The sequence below is a fragment of the Saccharopolyspora sp. NPDC002686 genome, assembly GCF_040295745.1.
Lineage (GTDB): Bacteria > Actinomycetota > Actinomycetes > Mycobacteriales > Pseudonocardiaceae > Saccharopolyspora > Saccharopolyspora oryzae.
This window is the reverse complement of the sequence record NZ_JBEOVY010000130.1, coordinates 1-19,203: the sequence shown is the minus strand read 5'-3', so window position 1 is coordinate 19,203 and position 19,203 is coordinate 1. Positions and strand designations below refer to the sequence as shown.

The window sequence follows — 19,203 nt, the reverse complement described above, 5'->3', positions numbered from 1 at the left end:
GCCATGGCAGCCCAAAAGACTCACGGGAATCACTGCGCTGCGCCGAGCTCGTTCGTGAGTGGTTCGGGGTGTCATGGCGCCCCAAACCACTCACGAACAGGGCGGAGCAGCTTGTACTACTGGCCGAGGAGTTCTCCGGCCAGCTCCACCTGGAACTCATGCAGGGGGTGCGATGCGACTGCTTGACTGGCTCACCGGGACCAAACGACCCTTGAGCGAGATTTCACCGCAGTCCGTCGAGGTCGTTCGCGCAGCACTTCTCGGTGTCAACGGGCCGGACAGGCCGTTCGTGGTTCGTGACGGGCGACCGGAGAACGTCGACTTGGTCGCCGAGTGGAAGATCGCCGATGCGAACTGGTACGGCTACTTCGGCAATGCGGCGACGGTCGGCAGGACGTTGATGCGGCTGGATGCGTCGAGGCACCAGGTTCGTTCTGCGGACCAGGAGTGGTCAGTCACGTGGATGCGGGGAACTCCGCAACTGACGTTGGCGTTGAGGTGCGCACGGGGCCAGATCAACAAGAAGTCCTACAACGCCACCTTCGCGCGTGACGGGCAGGGAAAGTTGGCCGAGGAATCCCGACGAACGTTTTCCGCAGGCGAGTTGAAGTCTCCCTTGCAGGAAGCCGTCACCGGTGCCGGATGGACTTGGCGCGGCCTGGTGATGGGGAAACTCTGAATCACACCGGCCTGTCCAGCTAGGTCGACAGGCACCCGCGGTGGTGGGTTCGTGAGTGGTTTGGGGTGTCATGGCGCCCCAAAACACTCACGAACAGGGCGGAGCAGCTTGCGCTACTGGCCGAGGAGTTCTCGGAGGCGGTTGAGGAGGTCTTCTCGGTTGGTGCAGCCGAGGCGTTGTTTGATCCGGCTTATGTGGTGTTCCACCGTTTTCGCCGAGATGAAGAGGCGTTTGCCGACCTGCTTGTAGGTCAGGCCCGCCAGGACCAGTTCGGCCACTTCCTTCTCGCGCTCGCTGAGCAGGCCGTTCTCGTCGCCGCGGACTGCGCGCGGGCGGGGTGGTTTGCCCTGCAGCGCTCGGGCGCATTCCAGGAGGGCGAGCATCGCTCGGCGGTCTGCCGTGCGGATCGCCGCTTGGCCCGCTAGGCGGGCGCCGTCCCAGGCGAGACCCGCTGCGTGCAGGGCGCGTGCGGTTCGTTCCACTTCGTCCTGGTCGACCTGGCCGGCGAGGATTCCCAGCCATACTCGGGAAGCTTCCGCCATCGCCGCTGCGAGCGGGTTGTGGTGGGCCATGCCGGACAGTTCCGCCGAGCGCTGCTGGGCCGTGTCCAGTTCGTCGAGCACGATCGACGCCTGGAGGCGCTTCCAGGTCAGCATCGACGTCCACAGCGGAGGGTTTCCGAGGCGTTCGAGCAGGGACAGCGCCTCGGTCAGGTAGGGGTCGATCCAGTCCAGGTCGCGCAGGCGGGCCGCCGCGACCACCAGCTCCCCCAGCGGCATCAGCGCGAACAGGTCCACCGAGTGCTCGGCGACGACCTGGCGGGCCTGGCCGCGGGCGGCGGCGAGCGCCGCCATGTCGTTGTCCCGGCTGGCGATTCCGGCTTCGATCGCGGTCGCGAGCAGCCGGTCCCGGGCCGTCGTCGTACCCGTCGGCAGCTTCGCGCGCGCGGCCACCGTGTCGCCGCGCACCAGCGGCAACCACGCCGCCAGCAGGCGGTGCCGGGCGCTCAGCAGCGGGCCTCCGGCACCGGAACCGATCGCACGGTCCAATGTGGACTCGGCGACGTCCAGTTCTCCGCAGTGCAGGGCGACCAGCGCCGCCACCGACGCGGGCGAATCCGGCAGCAGCACGCCTCGCCCCACCGGCTCCGACAACGACGCCGCGCGCACCAGAGCGGACAGCGCCGCAGAAGCCGATCCCGTGACGGATTCCCGGACCCCAGCGGCCAATTGGACAGCAGCGCCGGTCATCGACGTCGGCGGACCGGCGTCGTCGGACGACCCCAGCACGTCGTCGGCATCGGCCAACCGCCCGACCCCTATCAGGCCGACTGCCGCGAACTCCCGGTCACCCGCCCACCGCAGCCGTCCCACCGACCAGCGGCACATCTCCGCAGACCGCTCCAGCAATCCGCGCTGCGCCAGCACGCTCGCCGCGACCTGCACGCCGATCTCCCGGTCCGGCACCGCGGAGTCCACGATCACCTGATCCGCCAGCCGCAGCGCCTCGTCCAGCTCCCCCGCCACGGCTGCGGCCCGCGCGCGCCGCGCGCTCAGGGAAGCGGCCGGCGCGCCCGCCGACACAGCCGCGTCGAACAGGCGCGGCGCCAACTTCGGCGCGTCCAGCAGGGCTTCTTCCCCGGCCTGTTCGAAGGCCTTGGCCAGCGTCGCTTCCGGCAGCAACGCGACCTCGGCGCCGAGCAGCGGGCTGACCAGCGGCAGCACCGGACCGCCCCGGGCCAGCTGGGTTTCGACCAGGCGGCGGGTGATCTGGAGCCGGCGCTCCCACGGCGTCAGCCGCAGCACGGCCGCCCGCACGATCGGCAGCAGCACGTCGTCGGCCACCACCATGCCCCCGGATCGCACCGCCGACAGCGCCGCTCCGACCGTCGCGGCGTCCAGGTCGAGCAGCGCCGCGAGCAGGTCCGGGTGCGGGGTCGCGCCGACCGCCATCGCCGTCACGCACGCCCGCCCGGCCTCGCCGAGCCGGTCCAAGTCGTGCTGGAACTGGTCGAGCGCACGCGCGGGGAGTTTCGCGACACCCGGCTCGGCGGCGGCCAGGACCCTGCTCACGTAGCGGGGAACGCCACCGGTCTGCGCGTGCAGCCAGCGAATCCAGTCGGCAGGAGCGGTTCCGACCTGCACGGCCAGTTCTTCCTGGCTGAGCAGGGAGAGCAGCACCGGCGCGCCGAGCTCGCCGATCAGCTCGGCCAGCGCCTCGGGCCGCGGACCCGGCCGGTAGGCGACCAGCAGGCGCGCTCCCGGCTGCCGGGCGACCTCGACGAGCTGACCGAGCACGGACGGGTCGAGGCGGTGCGCGTCGTCGACCAGCACCGCACCCTCGCTCGCCCGGTCCAGGTCCGCCGCGCCGAGCACCGGAACCCCGGCGGCGCGGTAGGCGTGCGCGAGCTCGGCCAGCAGCGCGGTCTTCCCGTAGCCGCCAGGGCCTTGGACACCTGCGGTGATGGGCGCGGTCGGGGCCGTGGCGACCGCCGACCGGAGCCCGGCCGCGTGACCGTCCAGCAGGGAGGTCGTCGATTGGTTCACGCCTGCAGTCCTTGTTGCGTCATTGGCGCATGTGCTGGAAGAGCCCCAGCAAGCCGCCGCCCGTCGGAGGATTCGGCCCGAAGAAGGTGAGCAGCAGGCCGCCGATGATCAGCACCGCCGCCACCGACAGCTTAATGATCTTGAAGCGTCGCTTGCGATCCTCATCGGGGGGGTCCAACGGCATCGGCTCCACCTCGACCGGCGGTCGCGGCGCCTCCGGGATCTCGACCTCCTCCTCGTCGAAGTCCGACCCCTCGATGCGCATCAGCACGCTGGTCTCGGAGACCGAACCCTCCTCGCTGTCCGTGGAGAGCAGCTGCACCGCGGCCGATGCCGCACCGCTGGCCGCCGCCAGCTCCGGCGAGACGTCGACCTGCGGCGGCACCGCCAACCGCTCGGCGACCAGCTGCTTGAGCAGCGGAACCCGAGCCGTGCCACCGGCCAGCACCACCGCGTCCAGATCCTCCTGGGACAGCGTCGCCGACTGCACCGCCTGCAGGACCAATTCCGGCACCCGCTCCAGGTGGGGTCGGACGAGCTTCTCGTACCGGGCGCGGGAGATCGCGAACTCGGTGCGCACACCGGGAAGTTCCACCCGGATCTGCGCCCCGGCCTGGTGCGACAGCGCTTCCTTCGCCCGGACGCACTCGGCGCGCAGGTGGGCCAGTGCCGCCCGGTGGTTGAGATCGTCGAGGTCCAGGGCGTCGAGCTGGTCGCCGAATTCCGCGCGCACCGCGCCGAAGATCTCGTCGTCCAGGTCCTGGCCGCTGGGGTGCTCCGCGGTCAGCGAGGAACCGATCACCTCGAACCCGCGCTGCCTGCGGCGGAGCACGGTCGCATCCATCCCGCTGCCGCCGATGTTGGCCACCGCGATCGGTTCGTGCTCGGGAACCCGCTGCTTGGCGACGTAGTCCAGCGCCACCGCCATCGGTTCCGGGACCATCGTGACCTCGTTCAGCCCGAGCTGCGCCAGGGCCTGCTGCACGAGGCGGATCCGGTGCGGTCCCCAGGTGGCGCTGTGCGCGATCGCGATGTGCTCGGCCGGGTGCCCCTGCTTGCCCGCCACCACGTCGGCGACCCACTCGACCATGGTCGCGACCAAGCGCTGGGCGGGGACGAAATCGCTGCCCACCAGCAGCGGCAGGTCGTCGCCGAGTCTCGCGGTGAACCCCCTCGCCACCCACTCGTGGTGCGCGATCTCCTGCCGCTGGGCTGCTTCCCCTGCCACGAACGACCCGTCCTGCACCTTGCACAGCACGGTCGGCACCACCGGCCCCGCGGCCAGCGGGACCGGCGTCGCCGCAGCCCAGCGGCTGCCGTCGCGGCGGGCGATGGCGGCCGTCGTCGCCGTCGCACCCAGATGAACGCCCAGGACGTAAGGCATGCAATCCCTTCGTGTCACCGATCGGCCACCATCGGGCGATACCGATGGCGGCGCGGGTTGGACACAATTTAGCGCGCGCTCGGTTACGCACAGGTATCAGATACCCCAACTGATCCCCTAACGGACCACCTAGTGGATCCCCTAATAGAGGTTTCAGTGACTAGGAGTCGTACCCGATGGCTAGGGGCCTCCCGCCCAATAGCGTGATCGCCGCAGGGGTGAGGACCTCGTGACCTCACTCGGAAACCGCAGGCGAGCAAGCTGAGCATCGGGAGGCCCAACGATGGTGAGCCCTCAGCACGCGACCGATCGGGCCGAGTCCTCAACTCCAGACCCCGGGACGCACTCCACCGGCCACCCGGACCAGCCAACGCTGTACGAGTTCCTCACGCGCCTCGTCAGCGACCCGGCTTCCCGGTCGGCCTTCGACGCCGATCCGCAAGCCACGCTGGATCAGGCCGGGCTCGGGGCGATGAGCGCGACGGACGTCCTGCACGCCACGTCGCTGGTCCTCGACTACGCGCCGGTCGAGGTGGTGACGGAGTACGGGCGCTCACTCCAGAGCAGCGTCGAGAAGTTCGCTGCGAGCTCCCAGGCTGTCGCGTTCAACGAACTGCATCCCGCACACCCACTAGATCAGGAAGAGCAGAGCATGCTGCAGAACATCCCCCAGCCGGCCGACTTCGGCAAGGACAGCGACGTCGACGCCAACCTGCCCGAGCCGCAGGCCCCGACCAACAACGTCGACGTCGACATCGAGCAGAACGACTCGCACAACCTGATCAGCATCCACCACGTGCTGAGCGACAACAGCATCGGCAGCGACAACGTCATCGGCAACACGGTGGGCAACACCGTCGGCCAGGTCGGCGACAGCCTGTCCCTGGGTGACGTCACCAGCGTCGCGGGCGACCTGACCTACGGCTCGGTCACCGAGATCAACGAGACCACCAACCACGTCTTCGACACCACCGTCGACCTGACCGCCGGTGCGGGCTCCCTGGTCTACGGCGACGTGACCAACGTGGTCGGCAACGTCGCCACCGGCGACATCACCAACGTCGCGGGCGACCTGAACGTCGGCAACGTGCTGGGTGACGTCACCAACGTCGCGAACGGCGGCAGCGTGACCGAGATCGTCTCGAACGCCCCGGTCGTGGGCGACATCGTGGGCAACGTCGGCGAGATCGCCAGCAACGCCCCGGTCGTCGGCGACGTCGTCAACACCGTTGGCGACACCGTGACCAGCGCCCCGGTCGTCGGCAACATCGCCGACACCGCCCTCAACGGTGACGTCACCGACGTGACCGGTGTGGTCGGCGGCGTGGCGGGCAACGTCACCAGCATCGCGGGCGACATCCCGGTCGCCGGCGACGCGGTCGGCGTGGTCGGCGGCGTGGCCAGCAACGTCCCGGTCGTGGGCGACGCGGTCGGCGCCATCGCCGACACCGGCGACGTCTCCGCCCTGCCGGTCGACGACGCGACCTCGGCCCTCCCGGTCGACGACGTCACCTCGGCCCTGCCGGTCGGCGACGTGACCTCCGCGCTGCCGGCGGTCCACGACGTCACCTCCGCCCTGCCGGTCGACGACGTGACCTCCGCGGTCCCGGCCGCCGCCCCGGTCGAGACCGTCACCGACACCGTCAGCAGCCTGCCGGTCGTCGGCGAGGTCGCCGACACCGCCACCTCGGCGCTGCCGCTGGACCACGGCCTGCTCTGAACGCAGTGAGCGACCGAATGCCGGGATCCGTGCGAGCGGATCCCGGCATTCGGTGCATTTCCACGGCATTTCGACGACGGTGGGCGACCAAATCGGTGTGAGTTCGACCGATCGGGTTTATCTATTCGCTACGAGCCGCCACAATCGACGCCGTGATCGAGACGGCGTTGGTGGAACTGATCGATCGCGCGACTGCGGAATGCGCCGAGCAGCAGCGCGCGGATCTGCACAACCGCCTGCGCCAAATCCGGACCAGAGTGCTGGATCCGACCCAACTCGTGCTGGTCGTCGGTGAATCGAAGCAGGGCAAGAGCGCGCTGGTCAACGCGATGGTCAACGCCCCGGTGTGCGCTTCCGGCGACGACGTCACCACCACCGTGCCCACCCTCGTGCGCTACGCCGACGAACCCACCGCGCTGCTCATCGAGCACGAACCGCGGCAGGGCCCGGCGGCGCTGGACCGCATGCCGGTGCCGATCGAGCAGGTTCGCGAACACCTGGACCGCGCGCTCGAAAGCGGACGCCCCGTCACCCGGGGCGAAGTCGGCATTCCACGCGCAGTGCTGAAAAACGGACTCGCGCTGATGGACACCCCCGGCGTCGGCAGCGTGTCCTCGTCGCTGACCGCCACGACGCTGGCCGTGGTCGCCGAGGCCGACGCGCTGCTGATGGTCTCCGACGCCACCCAGGAGCTGACCACCAACGAGCTCTCGTTCCTCAAGCAGGCCACCGCGCTGTGCCCGAACGTCGCGCTGGTGATGCCCAAGATCGACCGCACCCCGCATTGGCGGAAAGTCCTGGAGGTCAACCGCAGGCACCTGGAGAACGCGGGCATCTCGGCCAAGCTCTTCCCGGTCTCGTCCAACATCCGGATGCGCGCGATGCAGGCCAAGAACAGCACGCTCAACGCGGAATCCGGATTTCCACCGCTGGTGGAATACCTGCAGACCGAACTGGCCGGCAAGCACGAGCAATTCACCCGGCGCCTGGTCGCGCACAACGTTTCCGAAGCGCTGACCCAGGTCAACGACTCGCTGAAGGCCGAACTCGCCGCGCAGAACCCGCGCACCGCGGCGGAAACCCTGGTCGAGCTGGAAACCGCGCAGCGCCGCGCCGAAGACCTGCGCCGCGTCTCCAACCGCTGGCAGAAGGCGCTCAACGACGGCATCTCCGAGCTCTACGCCGACATCGAGTTCGACTTCCGCGAGCGCAGCTGGGCCGTCATGCATGAGGCCAACGAGATCTTCGAGACCGCCGACCCGCTGGTGGTCTGGGACGAGTTCCGGGCGTGGCTCGCCGACCGGCTCACCGATGCGATCGTGGAAACCTTCCAGTGGCTGGAAGAACGACGGGCGCAGCTCGCCGAGATCGTCGCCGAGGAGATGCGCGCCGAGCACGACGCCAACGCTCCTGAGCTGGACCGCATCAAGCCGCCGGACCCGCTGGACGAAGTGCCGGAGGTGAAGCTGCCGGCGCGCTCCGAGTACAAGAAGTCCGACCAGCTCCTCACCGGTTTGCGCGGTTCCTACGGCGGTGTGCTGATGTTCGGCATGATGACCTCGCTCGGCCTGGGCCTCGGGCTGTTCAACGTCGTGTCGATCTCGGCGGGCGTGCTGCTCGGCGTCAAGAGCCTCGACGAGGAGAAGGATTCGCGGTTGCGCCGCCGACAGGCCGAGGTCAAGACCTCCGTGCAGCGCCACGTGGAGCAGGTCATCTTCCACGTCAACCGGGAGGCCAAGACCGCCATCCGCACCGTGCACCGAGGACTGCACAGCCACTACATGCAGATCACCGAAGACGCCCAGGCCGAGGTCAGCCGGGCCATCCAGGAGATCAAGCGCTCCGCGGAGCGCAGCGCCGTGGACCGCGACCAGCGCGCGCGGGAGATCCGGCAGAAGCTGGAGGAGATCACCTCGCTGCGCCGCCAGGTCACCATGCTCACCCAGAAGCGGATCACCGCGGCATGACGGGCGAAGCGCTGCTGGACCGCGCCCGTGCGCTGCTGATCCGCACGATGACCTTCTACCGCGACGACCCGCGCACGTCGACCTGGCTGCGCGGGCGGCTGGAACGGCTCGACCAACCGCTGCGCATCGCCGTCAGCGGGCGGGTCAAGGCGGGCAAGTCGACGCTGATCAACGCGCTGGTCGGCGCCGAGCTCGCCCCCACCGACGCCGAGGAGCGCACCCAGGTCAGCACGTTCTACCAGTACGGGCCCGAGCCGAAGATCCTGATCCACACCCCGCACGGCGCGGTGCAGAACGTCCCGGTGTCCACATTGGACGCGGGCACCATCCGCGACCTGCAGCACTGGCGGCCCGACGAGGTCTCGCGGCTGGTGATCGAATCGCCCACCCCGGGACTGCAAGCGATCACCCTGATCGAGACGCCGGGCGTGGCCTCGGCCGCGGTGCAGGAGACCGGGCGATCAGCGCTGGCGCAGATCCTGTCCGAGGCCGACGCCGTGCTGTACCTGACGCGCTACCCGCGGCAGACGGACCTGCAGTTCCTGCAGTCGGTCAACGAGCTGCAAACCGCCCGCAGCGTCCCGATCAGCACGATCGTCGCGTTCTCCCGCGCCGACGAAACCGGCAGCGGCGGACCGGAAGCGCTGCAAGCTGCCGAGCGGATCGCCGAGCGCTACCGCAACGACCCGACCCTGCGCTCGTTCGCGCAACACCTGATCCCGGTGGTCGGCCTGCTCGGGCAGGCGGTGGCGACGATGACCGACGAGGAGTTCACCGCGCTGGGCAACCTCGCCCGGCTGTCCCAGAACGACCTGGAAGCGCTGCTGCTGTCCGCGGACCGGTTCATCAACAGCAAGATCGAGTCGATTCCCGGGACCATCCGGCAGCAGCTGTTCGAGCGGTTCGGGCAGTTCGGCTTGGAGCGCGCGCTGACACTGCTGCGCAGCGGCACGACGGAGCCGAAGAAGCTGCGGTCGGCGCTGCTCGAGGAGAGCGGCCTGAACTCGCTGCACGAAACCGTGCACCAGCAGTTCGTGGAGCGCCAGGACGCGCTGCGCGCCCGCTCGGCGATGCTGGCGGTGGACATGGTGCTGCGCGCCAATCCCCGTCCCGGCGTGCAGCAGCTGCGCGGCGAGTTCGAGCGGCTGCTGGCCAACGCGCACGAGTGGAACGAGCTGCGGCTGCTGTCCGAGCTGGACTCCGGCCAGGTGCGCTTCGCGCGCCCGCTCCAGGCGGAGGCGAAGCGCCTCTTGGGCGCGTTCGGCACGAGCCCGCAGGAGCGGCTGGGCCGCGACGAAACGACGCTGACGGCGGACCTGGCCGGCGAAGCGGCAGCGGCGTTGGCGCGCTGGCGCGTGCAGTCGGTGAACCCGCTGCACGACCGCATTCACCGCGAAGCGGTCCGCACGGTCCTGCGCAGCTGCGAACGCCTGATCGTCAACCAGGCCGCCCAACCCGCCCAAGCGGCTCAGGCGGCCCAGCCACACGCCGCGCAGCCACACGCCGCGCAGCCACACGCCGCGCAGCCGCAAGCCGCGCAGCATCAACCCGCGCAGGCCGCACAACCCCAGCAGGGTCGGCGCGCCCGATCCGCGCCTTCCCAGGACGCCCAGTCCTACCCCCGGCCAGGACAAACGCAGATAGTCCAGCCCCGCAGCGAACCCCGGCAAGGCCGTCGCCGCCGCGAAGAGCACCAAGCCCCCCAAGGCGGTCCAGACTCCCCAGGGGCCCACTCGCGCCACTGATCATCCACAGTGGACTCATCTGCACCGGCTCCCGGATTTCCCGGCGGTCACCGCCGGCCGCCGGGAGCGATCGACCTGAAAAGCAAGGAGGCCTGGAAGTCGGGGGCTTCCAGGCCTTCGTGCGTGGTGGTTGCCGCAGTCAGCAGCTGGTCATCAGTATCGCACGAACACTCTGGAATGAGTCAAGAAAAATGCGGAGTGGCGCTCGGCTCACCCGGCCGGCGGCGTGCACCGCTCCGGATCAAAGGGGCAGGTCGCGGATGGTTTCGTGGAGGCGCTCGACCAGTGGTCGCCGACTCGCCATCAGGCGGGCCGCCTCCGGGTTCGGAGTGGCCTTGCCTTCCGGCACCACGAGTTCGGCGGCTCGCTCCAGCGAGTCGAACTCACCGAGGGCTCGCCAGGCGAGCAGCACCGCGCCGAGACCCGAGCCGCCGCTGCCCTCCGCCAGGTCCAGCTCGATGTCGAGCGCCGAGGCGATGGCGTCCGCCCAGACCCGGCTCCGGAAGCCGCCGCCGGTGGCCCGCACCGCGTGCACGTCCGCCCCGGAGTCGCGCACCGCGTCGAGCACCAGCGCGAGCTGCTGCGCCACGCCTTCGATGACCGCGCGGGTCATCTGGGCGCGTCCGTGCGAGCGCCTCAGCCCCAGGAACGAGCCGGTCAGGCCCGGTTCCCACCACGGCGCGCGCTCGCCGAGCAGGTACGGCAGGGCGATCAGCCCTTCCGCACCGGGCGGCACGGCCGCGGCTTCCTCCAGCAGGTCCGCCACGTCCACGCCGAACGCCTCGGACGCCCACTGCGCCGCGACACCGCCGTTGCTCACGGCCCCGCCGATCACCCACAGCCCGTCGGCCAGCGCGTAGCTGAACGTCCGGCACCGCTCGTCCACGCCCGGCTTGTCGCGGGTCACGCGAAGCGCCCCGCTGGTGCCCAGCGACAGCGCAGCCACGCCCGGATTCACCGCGCCGACCCCGAGGTTGGCCAGCGGACCGTCACCGCCGCCGAGCACGACCGGCAGCCCCTCCGGCAGCCCAACAGCCTTCGCGACCTGCGATTTCAGCGGCATGGTCGTCGTCGGCGAGTGGATCTCCGGCAGCTGTTCGGCGCGGATGCCCGCGACCGCCAGCGCCGGCTCGTGCCACTGCAGCGTGGACATGTTCTGCAGTCCGCTGCCCGAGCTCAGCGAGTACTCGGTGACGAGCTCCCCGACGAAGTCCGCGACGACGAAGTCCTTCAGCGCGCACCAGCGCACCACGTCACGGGTCAGGTCGGGGCGGCTCCCGGTCAGCCAGGCCAGCTTCACCATGACCGACTGGGTGTGGACCGGAGTCCCGGTCGCCCGGTGCAGCGCGGCGGACGCCTCGTGGTCGGACCGGATCCGCGCCGCGACCTCGGCCGCGCGGGTGTCCGCCCAGTTGAACGCCGGCGTGGCCGGAGCGCCGGACGAGTCGAGCCCGACCAGCGTGTGCATCGCCGTGCTGAACGACAGCCCGACCACCTCGTGCCCGTGCTCCTTCACCCAAGCCACGCACTCGGCCAACGCCTCGATCGCGGCGTCCCGCACCTGCACCGCGTCCTGCGTCGCCTCACCGGGCTCGTCGGTCCGCAGCGGGTACCCGCGCTCGGTGTGGTGCAGCACGCGAGCGTCAACACCCGCCGCGACGACCTTCGTCGCCGTGGTGCCGAGATCGATGCCGAGAACAACCGGGGCAGAGCTCATGCCCCCAACCTATCCGCCGATCCGACCAGCCAGTGCGCTCAGGGCACCGAGAAGCCGTCCAGCTCAGGGCCAATCCGCACCGGACCGGCCGCGACCCCGCACAGCAATGCGTTGAACGTCACCCACGAACCACCTCCCCCCGAGCCCCATCCGCTGATTCCGCCCACCAGTACTGCCCTCTCCACTCAGCACTCCTCCCTGCGGTTCGCGATGGCGAGCCGCGAATTCGTCCGAGATCAACGAGTTCCACGCGACGTTGTCCACGGGTCCACTGTGGCGAGAGGGGCGGTGCGGATTCAAGGAGAATTGGGCTTGAACACACGTTCGAATGAACCTTGAATCCGTTGTGGTGCACGAAAAAGGCGCCTCCCTCCCGGAACACCGGGAAGGAGGCGCCTCGAACGCTCCAGCGGTTACTTCGCGAGGGTTTCGGCGATCTCGTAGGTGTTGAGCGCCGCGCCCTTGCGGAGGTTGTCACCGCAGACGAAGAAGTCCAGCGTGTTCGGGAAGTCCAGCGCCTGGCGGACGCGACCCACGTAGGTCGGGTCCTCGCCGACGACCTCGGCCGGGGTCGGGAAGACGCCGTTGTCGTGGTCGTCCTGCAGGACGATCGTCGGCTGGGCCTCGAACACCCGGTGCGCCTGCTCGACGGTCACCTCGCGCTCGAAGGTGGCGTGCACCGCCAGCGAGTGCGTGGTCACGACCGGCACGCGGACGCAGGTCGCGGAGACCTTCAGCTCCGGGATGCCCAGGATCTTGCGGGACTCGTTGCGGACCTTCAGCTCCTCCGAGGTCCAGCCGTCGTCCTTGCGCGAACCCGCCCACGGCACCACGTTCAGCGCCAGCGGCGCCTTGAACGGCGTCTCCGCCGGCAGGCCGGCCGCGGCCAGCGCCTCGGCGACGTCACCGGCGCGCGCCCCGACGCCCTTGCCCGCCACCGCGGCGATCTCCGCCTGCAGCCGGTCGATGCCTTCCTGACCAGCACCGGAAGCGGCCTGGTAGGAGGAGACGACCAGCTCGCGCAGGCCGAACTCGCGGTGCAGCGCGCCCAGCGCGGCCATCATCGACAGCGTGGTGCAGTTGGGGTTGGCGATGATGCCCTTCGGGCGGTCCGCGGCCTTGTCGGCGTTGACCTCGGGCACCACCAGCGGCACGTCGGGGTCCATCCGGAACGCACCGGAGTTGTCCACCGCGATCGCGCCGCGCTCAGCCGCCACCGGCGCCCACTGCGCGGAGACCTCGTCCGGCACGTCGAACAGCGCGATGTCCACGCCGTCGAACGCCTCCGGCGCGAGCTCCACGACGGTGTGCTCCTCGCCGCGCACGGTGATCTTCTTGCCCGCCGACCGGGCGGAGGCGATCAACCGGATCTCGCCCCACGGCACCGATTCGCGGTTGTTGATGATGTCGATCATCACGGTGCCGACCGCGCCGGTCGCACCCACGATTGCCAGCGTCGGTGCCATCAGCGACCACTCCCCGCGTAAACCACAGCTTCTTCGTCGCCACCGAGCTCGAACGCCTCGTGCAGCGCACGGACGGCGTCGTCGAGCTGGGTGTCCTGGATCAGCACCGAGATGCGGATCTCCGAGGTGTTGATGATGTCGATGTTCACCCCGGCGTTGGACAGCGCCTCGCAGAAGGTCGCGGTGACGCCCGGGTGCGAGCGCATCCCGGCGCCGACCAGCGAGACCTTGCCCACCTCGTCGTCGTAGACGACCTTGTAGAAGCCCACCTCGTCCTGGATCTTCTCCAGTTCGGCGACCGCCACCGCGCCGTTGCTGCGCGCCACGGTGAAGGTGATGTCGGTGAGACCGGAGTCGGTGCTGGAGACGTTCTGCAGCACCATGTCGATGTCGATCTCGGCGTCGGCGACCACGCGGAAGATCCGGCCCGCGACGCCGGGGTTGTCGGGCACACCGCGCACGGTGACCTTCGCCTCCGACCGGTCGTGCGAAACGCCGGTGATCATGGCCTGTTCCACGGAAAGATCCTCCACTGAGCCGGACACGGTCGTACCGGGCTTGGGCGAGTAGGACGAGCGGACGTGCAGCGGCACGCCGTAGCGGCGGGCGTACTCGACCGCGCGCAGGTGCAGCACCTTCGCGCCGGTGGCCGCCATCTCCAGCATCTCCTCGTAGGTGATGTGATCGAGGCGCTTGGCGTTGGACACGATGCGCGGGTCGGCGGAGTAGATGCCGTCGACGTCGGTGTAGATCTCGCACACGTCGGCGTTCATGGCCGCCGCCACCGCGACCGCGGTGGTGTCCGAGCCGCCCCGGCCGAGCGTGGTGATGTCCTTGGTGTCCTGGGCCACGCCCTGGAAGCCGGCGACCAGGACGACCTGGCCCTGGTCCAGCGCCTCCTGCACCCGGCCGGGCGTGACGTCGATGATCCGGGCGTTCTGGTGCGCCGAGGTGGTGATCACCCCGGCCTGCGACCCGGAGAACGAGCGGGCTTCGGCGCCGAGCGCCTCGACTGCCATCGCGACCAGCGCGTTGGAGATCCGCTCCCCGGCGGTCAGCAGCATGTCGAGCTCGCGCTCGGGTGGGCCCGATGGGTTGACCTGTTTGGCGAGGTCGAGCAGCTCGTCCGTCGTGTCACCCATCGCAGAGCAGACCACCACGACGTCGTTGCCCGCTTTGCGGGTCTCGACGATCCGTTCGGCCACCCGTTTGATGCGATCGGCACTCTCGAGCGAGGAACCGCCGTACTTCTGGACGACGAGCGCCACGTGAAACAAACCTCCTCGACCGCTGCGGTCGTCCCGGGCACGGGTTGTCCCCGCACTGACACCGGTGGCGAAGAGCGCCGACGCACCACGAAGGGCGCGCGGAATGCCCCAGCGACCTACAGCAGTCGGGCAGCGTCGGCCGGACCGGCCGAAACGGCCTTCTAGCAGGTCGCTCCGCTGCCGGATTAGCCTACCGAACCGATACCGCCCGACCCCAGCCCCAGCCTCCGCCACTACGCTGTGAACCTCGATTGTCGACAAGCGCGGAGGACTGGGTTGTCCACCACTCCAGGTGCGATCGAGCCACCCAGGGGAGATTTCGGAAACAGCACCGCTACCCAGCGGAAACAATCCGGATTCAGGTCCCTGGATCGACTGTTGGACAGCTCACCCCGGCAGCGCCGGCTGATCATCGCCGCCGCGCCGGCTGTGGTTTACCTCGCAATTCGGCTGATCGGCCTGCTGGTGCTCGCCTGGCTGTCCGCGGCCAACGACGAGGCCCTCCTCGACAACCTGCGCGCGTGGGACGGGCAGTGGTACCTCGAGATCGCCCAGCACGGTTACGGCGGCGTCGACCCGAGCATGGTCGACGGGTTCGGCAACCGCTATCCGGAGACGCCGCTGGCGTTCTTCCCCGGCTACCCGCTGCTGATCATGGCGTTCGCGCTGATCCCGGGGGTCACCGCGACCGGCGGCGCGATCATCGCGAGCCTGGCCTGCGGGGTCGCCGCGGCCTACGGGCTGGCGCGGCTGGGCCGGCGGCTCGGCGGGTCCGACGGGGTCGGGCTGCTGCTGGTGGTCCTGTTCGCGGCGGCGCCGATGTCGGTGGTGCTGTCGATGGCCTACTCGGAGGCGCTGTTCTGCGCCTTGGCGATCTGGGCGCTGATCGGCGTCATCGAGCGGAACTGGCTGCTGGCGGGGCTGTGCTGCGCCGCGTCCGGCCTGATCCGCCCGACCGCCGCCGCGCTGATCGGCGTGGTCGGGCTCGCCGCGCTGATCGCGATCGTGCAGCGCAAGGACACCTGGCGGCCGTGGCTGGCGTTGCTGCTCGCGCCGAGCGGGATGCTGCTCTACATCGGCTGGGTCGGGGTGCAGACCAGCAGCTTGACCGGGTACTTCGCGCTCCAGCAGCGCGGCTGGTCGTCGCACTTCGACGGCGGGGTCGTGACCGCGAAGTTCGTCCTCGAGTCGCTGACCACGGACAAGTCGGTCTTCGAGACGTTCACGACGTGGATCGTGCTGACCGCCGTGGTGCTGCTGGTGCTGCTGCTGCGCAGCCGGGTGCCGTGGCCGCTGCTGCTGTTCGCCGCCGCGGTGCTGGTGCTGGACCTGGGTTCGGACGGCTTGATGTACTCCAAGGTCCGCCTGATGCTGCCGGCGTTCCCGCTGCTCATCCCGGTCGCGATCGGCCTCTCGCGGCGCCGGATGAGCACGGCGGTGACGACCGCGGTCCTGATCGTCTTCTTCGGCTCCTGGTTCGGCGCCTACTCCCTCACCGCCTGGCAGTACGCGATCTGACAGCGGTGGACAGCCGGGCCCGGGAACGCGAGACTCGCGGGCGACAACCCCGGGAGGTGGCCGTGACCGCTGAGGAGTACGCGCTGGAGGTTCCGGCGAGCAAGCCCGCGGAGACTTCCGTGCCGGTGCACCCGCTGCTGGCCGAGCGCTGGAGCCCGCGAGCGCTGGATCCGTCGACCGCGTTGACCGACGAGCAGTTCACCGCGCTGTTCGAGGCGGCCCGGTGGGCTCCGTCGTGGGGCAACACCCAGCCCGCGCGCTACATCGCGGCGCGTCGCGGCGAGCCGACCTTCGACCGGATCCACGGCACGCTGTCGCGCGGGAACAAGGGCTGGACCAGCAACGCCGCCGCGTTGGCGATCGGCGTGGCCCGGGTGGTCGACGAGGACGGCGAGCCGATGCCCTACGGCGAGTACGGCCTGGCCTTGGCCACCGAGAACCTGGTGCTGCAGGCCGTGGCCGAGGGGCTCTACGGGCACCAGATGGCCGGGTTCGACCGGGACGCGGCGCGCGCCGAGTTCGGCATCCCGGCCGAGTTCGAGCCGATCGTCGCGGTCGCGGTCGGCGCCCTCGGAACGCTGGAGGGCATGCCCGAGCGGCTCCAGGAGAAGGAGCTCCGCCAGCGCATCCGCAAGCCGCTGGACGAGCTGGTCTTCACCGACACCTGGGGCCAGCCGCTGTTCTAGCCGGCGGCGAGGGGTGTCGAAGTTGAGCAACAAAAATGGTTCCGGCGCAAGCTTTCTCGGCCTGGGCGAGATGGGCGCAGCGGTCGTCGACGCGGTCTGGAGCATCAAGGATCCGAGCTGATCAGAGCACCTCCGCCCGTGAGCGAGAACGCTCACGAACGGATGGGCGGCCGAGGCCTCGCCGGTTATGGTGTCGGGCCATGAGGGCTGATGCGGTGCGGGGACACCTCGACGGGCTGCTGCTCGCAGTGCTCGAATCCGGCCCGCTGCACGGCTACGCGATCATCACCGCTGTTCAGCGGCGCAGCGGCGGCGCGCTGGCCACGCGCACGGGCACGATCTACCCGGCGCTGAACCGGCTGGAACGGCTCGGGATGCTGCGCAGCAGCTGGCAGTCCATCGGCGAGCGGCGTCGGCGCTGCTACGAGCTCACCGACTCCGGGCGCCGCGGCCTGGGAACCAAGCGGAGCGCGTGGTTCACCGGTGCGATCGGCTCGGTGCTCACCCCCGGGCGTGCGATATGAGCGACCGCGTGGAGCAGTACGTGGCGGAGCTGTCGGCGGCGCTGCGCGGCCCGGCGCGGGTCAAGTCGCGGATGGTCGACGAGATCCGCGATGGCCTCGCCGACACCATCGACGCGCAGACCAGCTGCGGCGTCCCGCACGAGCAGGCCGTCGACCGGGCGCTGCGCGAGTTCGGCACGGTCGACGAGATCGCGCCGAGCTGCCAGCAGGAGCTGACGATCGCCCAGACCCGCCAGACCTCGACGAACCTGGTCATCGTCGTCGGATTCCTGATCACCGCAGGCCACCTGACCTGGACCACCGAGGACTGGGAACTCCCGACGACGGCGCAGCTCATGCTCGCCGTCGCGACGACGGCGGCAGCGCTGGCAGTGGGCGCCCTCGCCGCCACCGGCGTCCTGACCCGCTGGGTCCCCGTGCCGGAGGGCCTGCCGACGCTCGTGAGCTGGGCGTGCGGCACGGCCAGCGTGGCGATGCCGTTCGCCGCGGTGGTGCTGGCGCTGACGGCGCCGCTGCACATCGCGTGGCCGTTGATCGCGGTGTCCTACGTGATCGCGATCGGCTCGCACGTGGTCCTGGCGCTGTCGGCCCGTGCCTGCCGCGAGTGCGTCCGCCGCACCGAACTCGAAACCTCCAGCTAGGGCGACCCTCCCCCTGCCGGAGACGAGGACACGACCTGTCCTGCTCAGCTGGCATGGTCGTGCTGTTCGGTTCCTCGAATCCGAAGGGATCACCGTTGAAATCTCGCGGGGAGACCGCAATGACCGTTCTCGACGCCCGCGCGCTCAACCGTGCGACGCTCGCCCGGCAGATGCTGCTCGACCGCTCCGACGCGCCGGTGCTCGATGCCGTCGCGCACCTCTGCGGCCTGCAGGCGCAGGAACCGCAGGAACCGTTCGTCGGGCTCTGGTCCCGGCTGCGCGGGTTCGACCCGGCGGTGCTCTCGGACCTGCTGGTCGAGCGGCACGTGGTGCGGACCCACCTGATGCGCCGGACCGTCCACCTCGTCACCGCCGACGACGCCCTGGCCTGGCGAGCGCGCCACGGGTCGATGCTGCGCCAACGGGTTCTCGGGGTCTACCGCAGCGAGCTCGCCGAGGTGGACCTGGAAGAGCTCGCGGACGCAGGCCGGGCGGTCGTGGCCGATGGCGAGCCCCGCTCGATGCCGGAGCTCGCGCGGGCACTGGCCGACCGCTGGCCGGAACCCGGGACGCGGGCGCTGGGAGAAGTGCTGGTCGCCGCCCTCATCCCGATGGTGCAGCTGCCACCGCGCGGGCTCTGGCGGCAGAAAGGAGCAGCGCGCAACCTCCCGGTCGCCTCCTGGCTCGGACGCGAGGTCGACCCGCTGCCCGAGAACGGCTCCGATCCGGTCGGCGAGGCCCTGGTGCGGCGCTACCTCGCCGCGTTCGGTCCCGCGACATCGGCCGACCTGCGCGCTTGGTGCGGTCTGGCCGGGCTGCCGGGCGCGGTGCCCGCGATCCGCGAGGAGCTGATCTCCTTCCGCGACGAGCGGGGCCGAGAACTGCTGGACCTCCCCGACGCACCGCGCCCCGATCCCGACACGCCCGCACCGGTCCGGTTCCTCCCGGCCTTCGACAACGCGATCCTCGGCTACCAGGACCGCAGCCGGATCATCGATGACGACCACCGCGGCCTGTCGGTCGCCGGCGAACGCGTCGTCCTGGTCGACGGGCGGGTCGCAGCGACCTGGAACGTCGTGGACGGAACCGTGAACGTCACCCCGCTGCACCGCTTCTCCCGAACCGACCGCACCGAAGTCGCCGAGCAGGGGCGGGAACTCGCGGCATTCCTCTCCGACGGCGAGAACACCCGCGTCCGGATCGCCGCATCACCTCGCTGACCGGATTGGTGCTCCGCCGTCCGCGCTGGGGACCACAGTTTCAATTGAAACTGCAAACCTCAGCCACGGCGAATCGCAGTTTCAATTGAAACTGTGGTTCTGTACCACGTGCGGGGGTGGCC

15 protein-coding genes are annotated in these 19,203 nt (G+C 70.1%); 9 read left to right on the top strand and 6 right to left on the bottom strand.

Features of this window, described 5'->3' with window-relative positions:
• Nucleotides 1-172: 172 nt before the first annotated feature.
• Entirely contained in the window at nt 173-679 is a 507-nt protein-coding gene (locus ABTZ89_RS18770; RefSeq protein WP_351046268.1) for a hypothetical protein, read from the top strand.
• Nucleotides 680-792: 113 nt separating this feature from the next.
• On the opposite strand, the gene ABTZ89_RS18765 is transcribed toward ABTZ89_RS18770, so the two are convergent.
• On the bottom strand, nt 793-3,225 hold the full coding sequence (locus ABTZ89_RS18765) for a helix-turn-helix transcriptional regulator (RefSeq protein WP_351046265.1): 2,433 nt from the start codon (nt 3,223-3,225) through the stop codon (nt 793-795).
• 19 nt (nt 3,226-3,244) lie between these two features.
• The gene (locus tag ABTZ89_RS18760) at nt 3,245-4,609 is read right to left on the bottom strand and encodes an Hsp70 family protein (RefSeq protein ID WP_351046262.1); all 1,365 of its coding nucleotides are present in this window, start codon (nt 4,607-4,609) and stop codon (nt 3,245-3,247) included.
• A 283-nt stretch (nt 4,610-4,892) separates the two neighbouring features.
• Between ABTZ89_RS18760 and ABTZ89_RS18755 the strand changes: the two genes are divergently transcribed.
• The 3 genes from ABTZ89_RS18755 (at nt 4,893) to ABTZ89_RS18745 (ending at nt 10,041) form a co-directional block, all read left to right on the top strand.
• On the top strand, nt 4,893-6,329 hold the full coding sequence (locus tag ABTZ89_RS18755; RefSeq protein ID WP_351046259.1) for an IniB N-terminal domain-containing protein: 1,437 nt from the start codon (nt 4,893-4,895) through the stop codon (nt 6,327-6,329).
• Between the two features lie 152 nt (nt 6,330-6,481).
• The gene (locus tag ABTZ89_RS18750) at nt 6,482-8,296 is read left to right on the top strand and encodes a dynamin family protein (protein WP_270947466.1); all 1,815 of its coding nucleotides are present in this window, start codon (nt 6,482-6,484) and stop codon (nt 8,294-8,296) included.
• Nucleotides 8,293-10,041 (top strand): dynamin family protein, encoded by a 1,749-nt coding sequence (locus ABTZ89_RS18745; protein ID WP_351046256.1) that lies wholly within the window; start codon nt 8,293-8,295, stop codon nt 10,039-10,041. The genes ABTZ89_RS18750 and ABTZ89_RS18745 overlap by 4 nt, the downstream gene beginning before the upstream one ends.
• Before the next feature lie 241 nt (nt 10,042-10,282).
• Here the strand turns inward: ABTZ89_RS18745 and ABTZ89_RS18740 are convergent, their stop codons facing one another.
• From ABTZ89_RS18740 to ABTZ89_RS18725, 4 genes are all read right to left on the bottom strand, one after another.
• Nucleotides 10,283-11,758 (bottom strand): gluconokinase, encoded by a 1,476-nt coding sequence (locus tag ABTZ89_RS18740; RefSeq protein WP_351046254.1) that lies wholly within the window; start codon nt 11,756-11,758, stop codon nt 10,283-10,285.
• Between the two features lie 38 nt (nt 11,759-11,796).
• Nucleotides 11,797-11,943: a hypothetical protein gene (locus tag ABTZ89_RS18735; RefSeq protein ID WP_351046251.1), complete on the bottom strand. Its 147-nt coding sequence runs from the start codon at nt 11,941-11,943 to the stop codon at nt 11,797-11,799.
• 228 nt (nt 11,944-12,171) lie between these two features.
• Nucleotides 12,172-13,224 carry an aspartate-semialdehyde dehydrogenase gene (locus ABTZ89_RS18730; RefSeq protein ID WP_270947469.1) on the bottom strand — a complete coding sequence of 351 codons (1,053 nt, stop codon included), beginning with the start codon at nt 13,222-13,224 and terminating at the stop codon, nt 12,172-12,174.
• Nucleotides 13,224-14,492 carry an aspartate kinase gene (locus ABTZ89_RS18725; RefSeq protein ID WP_270947470.1) on the bottom strand — a complete coding sequence of 423 codons (1,269 nt, stop codon included), beginning with the start codon at nt 14,490-14,492 and terminating at the stop codon, nt 13,224-13,226. The genes ABTZ89_RS18730 and ABTZ89_RS18725 overlap by 1 nt, the downstream gene beginning before the upstream one ends.
• 378 nt (nt 14,493-14,870) lie before the next feature.
• On the opposite strand from ABTZ89_RS18725, the gene ABTZ89_RS18720 reads away from it, so the two are divergent.
• From ABTZ89_RS18720 to ABTZ89_RS18700, 5 genes are all read left to right on the top strand, one after another.
• A complete protein-coding gene (locus ABTZ89_RS18720; RefSeq protein ID WP_351046247.1) occupies nt 14,871-16,010 on the top strand; it encodes a putative hexosyltransferase in 1,140 nt (379 codons plus the stop codon).
• Between the two features lie 62 nt (nt 16,011-16,072).
• Nucleotides 16,073-16,696, top strand: coding sequence for a nitroreductase family protein (locus ABTZ89_RS18715; protein ID WP_270947472.1), 624 nt, complete (start codon nt 16,073-16,075; stop codon nt 16,694-16,696).
• Between the two features lie 200 nt (nt 16,697-16,896).
• Nucleotides 16,897-17,220, top strand: coding sequence for a PadR family transcriptional regulator (locus ABTZ89_RS18710; protein ID WP_351046243.1), 324 nt, complete (start codon nt 16,897-16,899; stop codon nt 17,218-17,220).
• Nucleotides 17,217-17,861, top strand: a complete 645-nt coding sequence (locus tag ABTZ89_RS18705; RefSeq protein ID WP_351046240.1) for a permease prefix domain 1-containing protein — start codon at nt 17,217-17,219, stop codon at nt 17,859-17,861. Before ABTZ89_RS18710 ends, ABTZ89_RS18705 begins: the two co-directional genes overlap by 4 nt.
• A 119-nt stretch (nt 17,862-17,980) precedes the next feature.
• Entirely contained in the window at nt 17,981-19,081 is a 1,101-nt protein-coding gene (locus ABTZ89_RS18700) for a winged helix DNA-binding domain-containing protein (RefSeq protein ID WP_351046237.1), read from the top strand.
• Nucleotides 19,082-19,203 lie beyond the last annotated feature (122 nt).

Bases quoted from the DNA above. Each gene is read 5' to 3' on its own strand.
- ABTZ89_RS18755 (WP_351046259.1), top strand. From the start codon at position 4,893: ATGGTGAGCCCTCAGCACGCGACCGATCGGGCCGAGTCCTCAACTCCA.
- ABTZ89_RS18705 (WP_351046240.1), top strand. From the start codon at position 17,217: ATGAGCGACCGCGTGGAGCAGTACGTGGCGGAGCTGTCGGCGGCGCTG.
- ABTZ89_RS18760 (WP_351046262.1), bottom strand. From the start codon at position 4,609: ATGCCTTACGTCCTGGGCGTTCATCTGGGTGCGACGGCGACGACGGCC.
- ABTZ89_RS18740 (WP_351046254.1), bottom strand. From the start codon at position 11,758: ATGAGCTCTGCCCCGGTTGTTCTCGGCATCGATCTCGGCACCACGGCG.
- ABTZ89_RS18730 (WP_270947469.1), bottom strand. From the start codon at position 13,224: ATGGCACCGACGCTGGCAATCGTGGGTGCGACCGGCGCGGTCGGCACC.
- ABTZ89_RS18770 (WP_351046268.1), top strand. From the start codon at position 173: ATGCGACTGCTTGACTGGCTCACCGGGACCAAACGACCCTTGAGCGAG.
- ABTZ89_RS18710 (WP_351046243.1), top strand. From the start codon at position 16,897: ATGAGGGCTGATGCGGTGCGGGGACACCTCGACGGGCTGCTGCTCGCA.
- ABTZ89_RS18745 (WP_351046256.1), top strand. From the start codon at position 8,293: ATGACGGGCGAAGCGCTGCTGGACCGCGCCCGTGCGCTGCTGATCCGC.
- ABTZ89_RS18700 (WP_351046237.1), top strand. From the start codon at position 17,981: ATGACCGTTCTCGACGCCCGCGCGCTCAACCGTGCGACGCTCGCCCGG.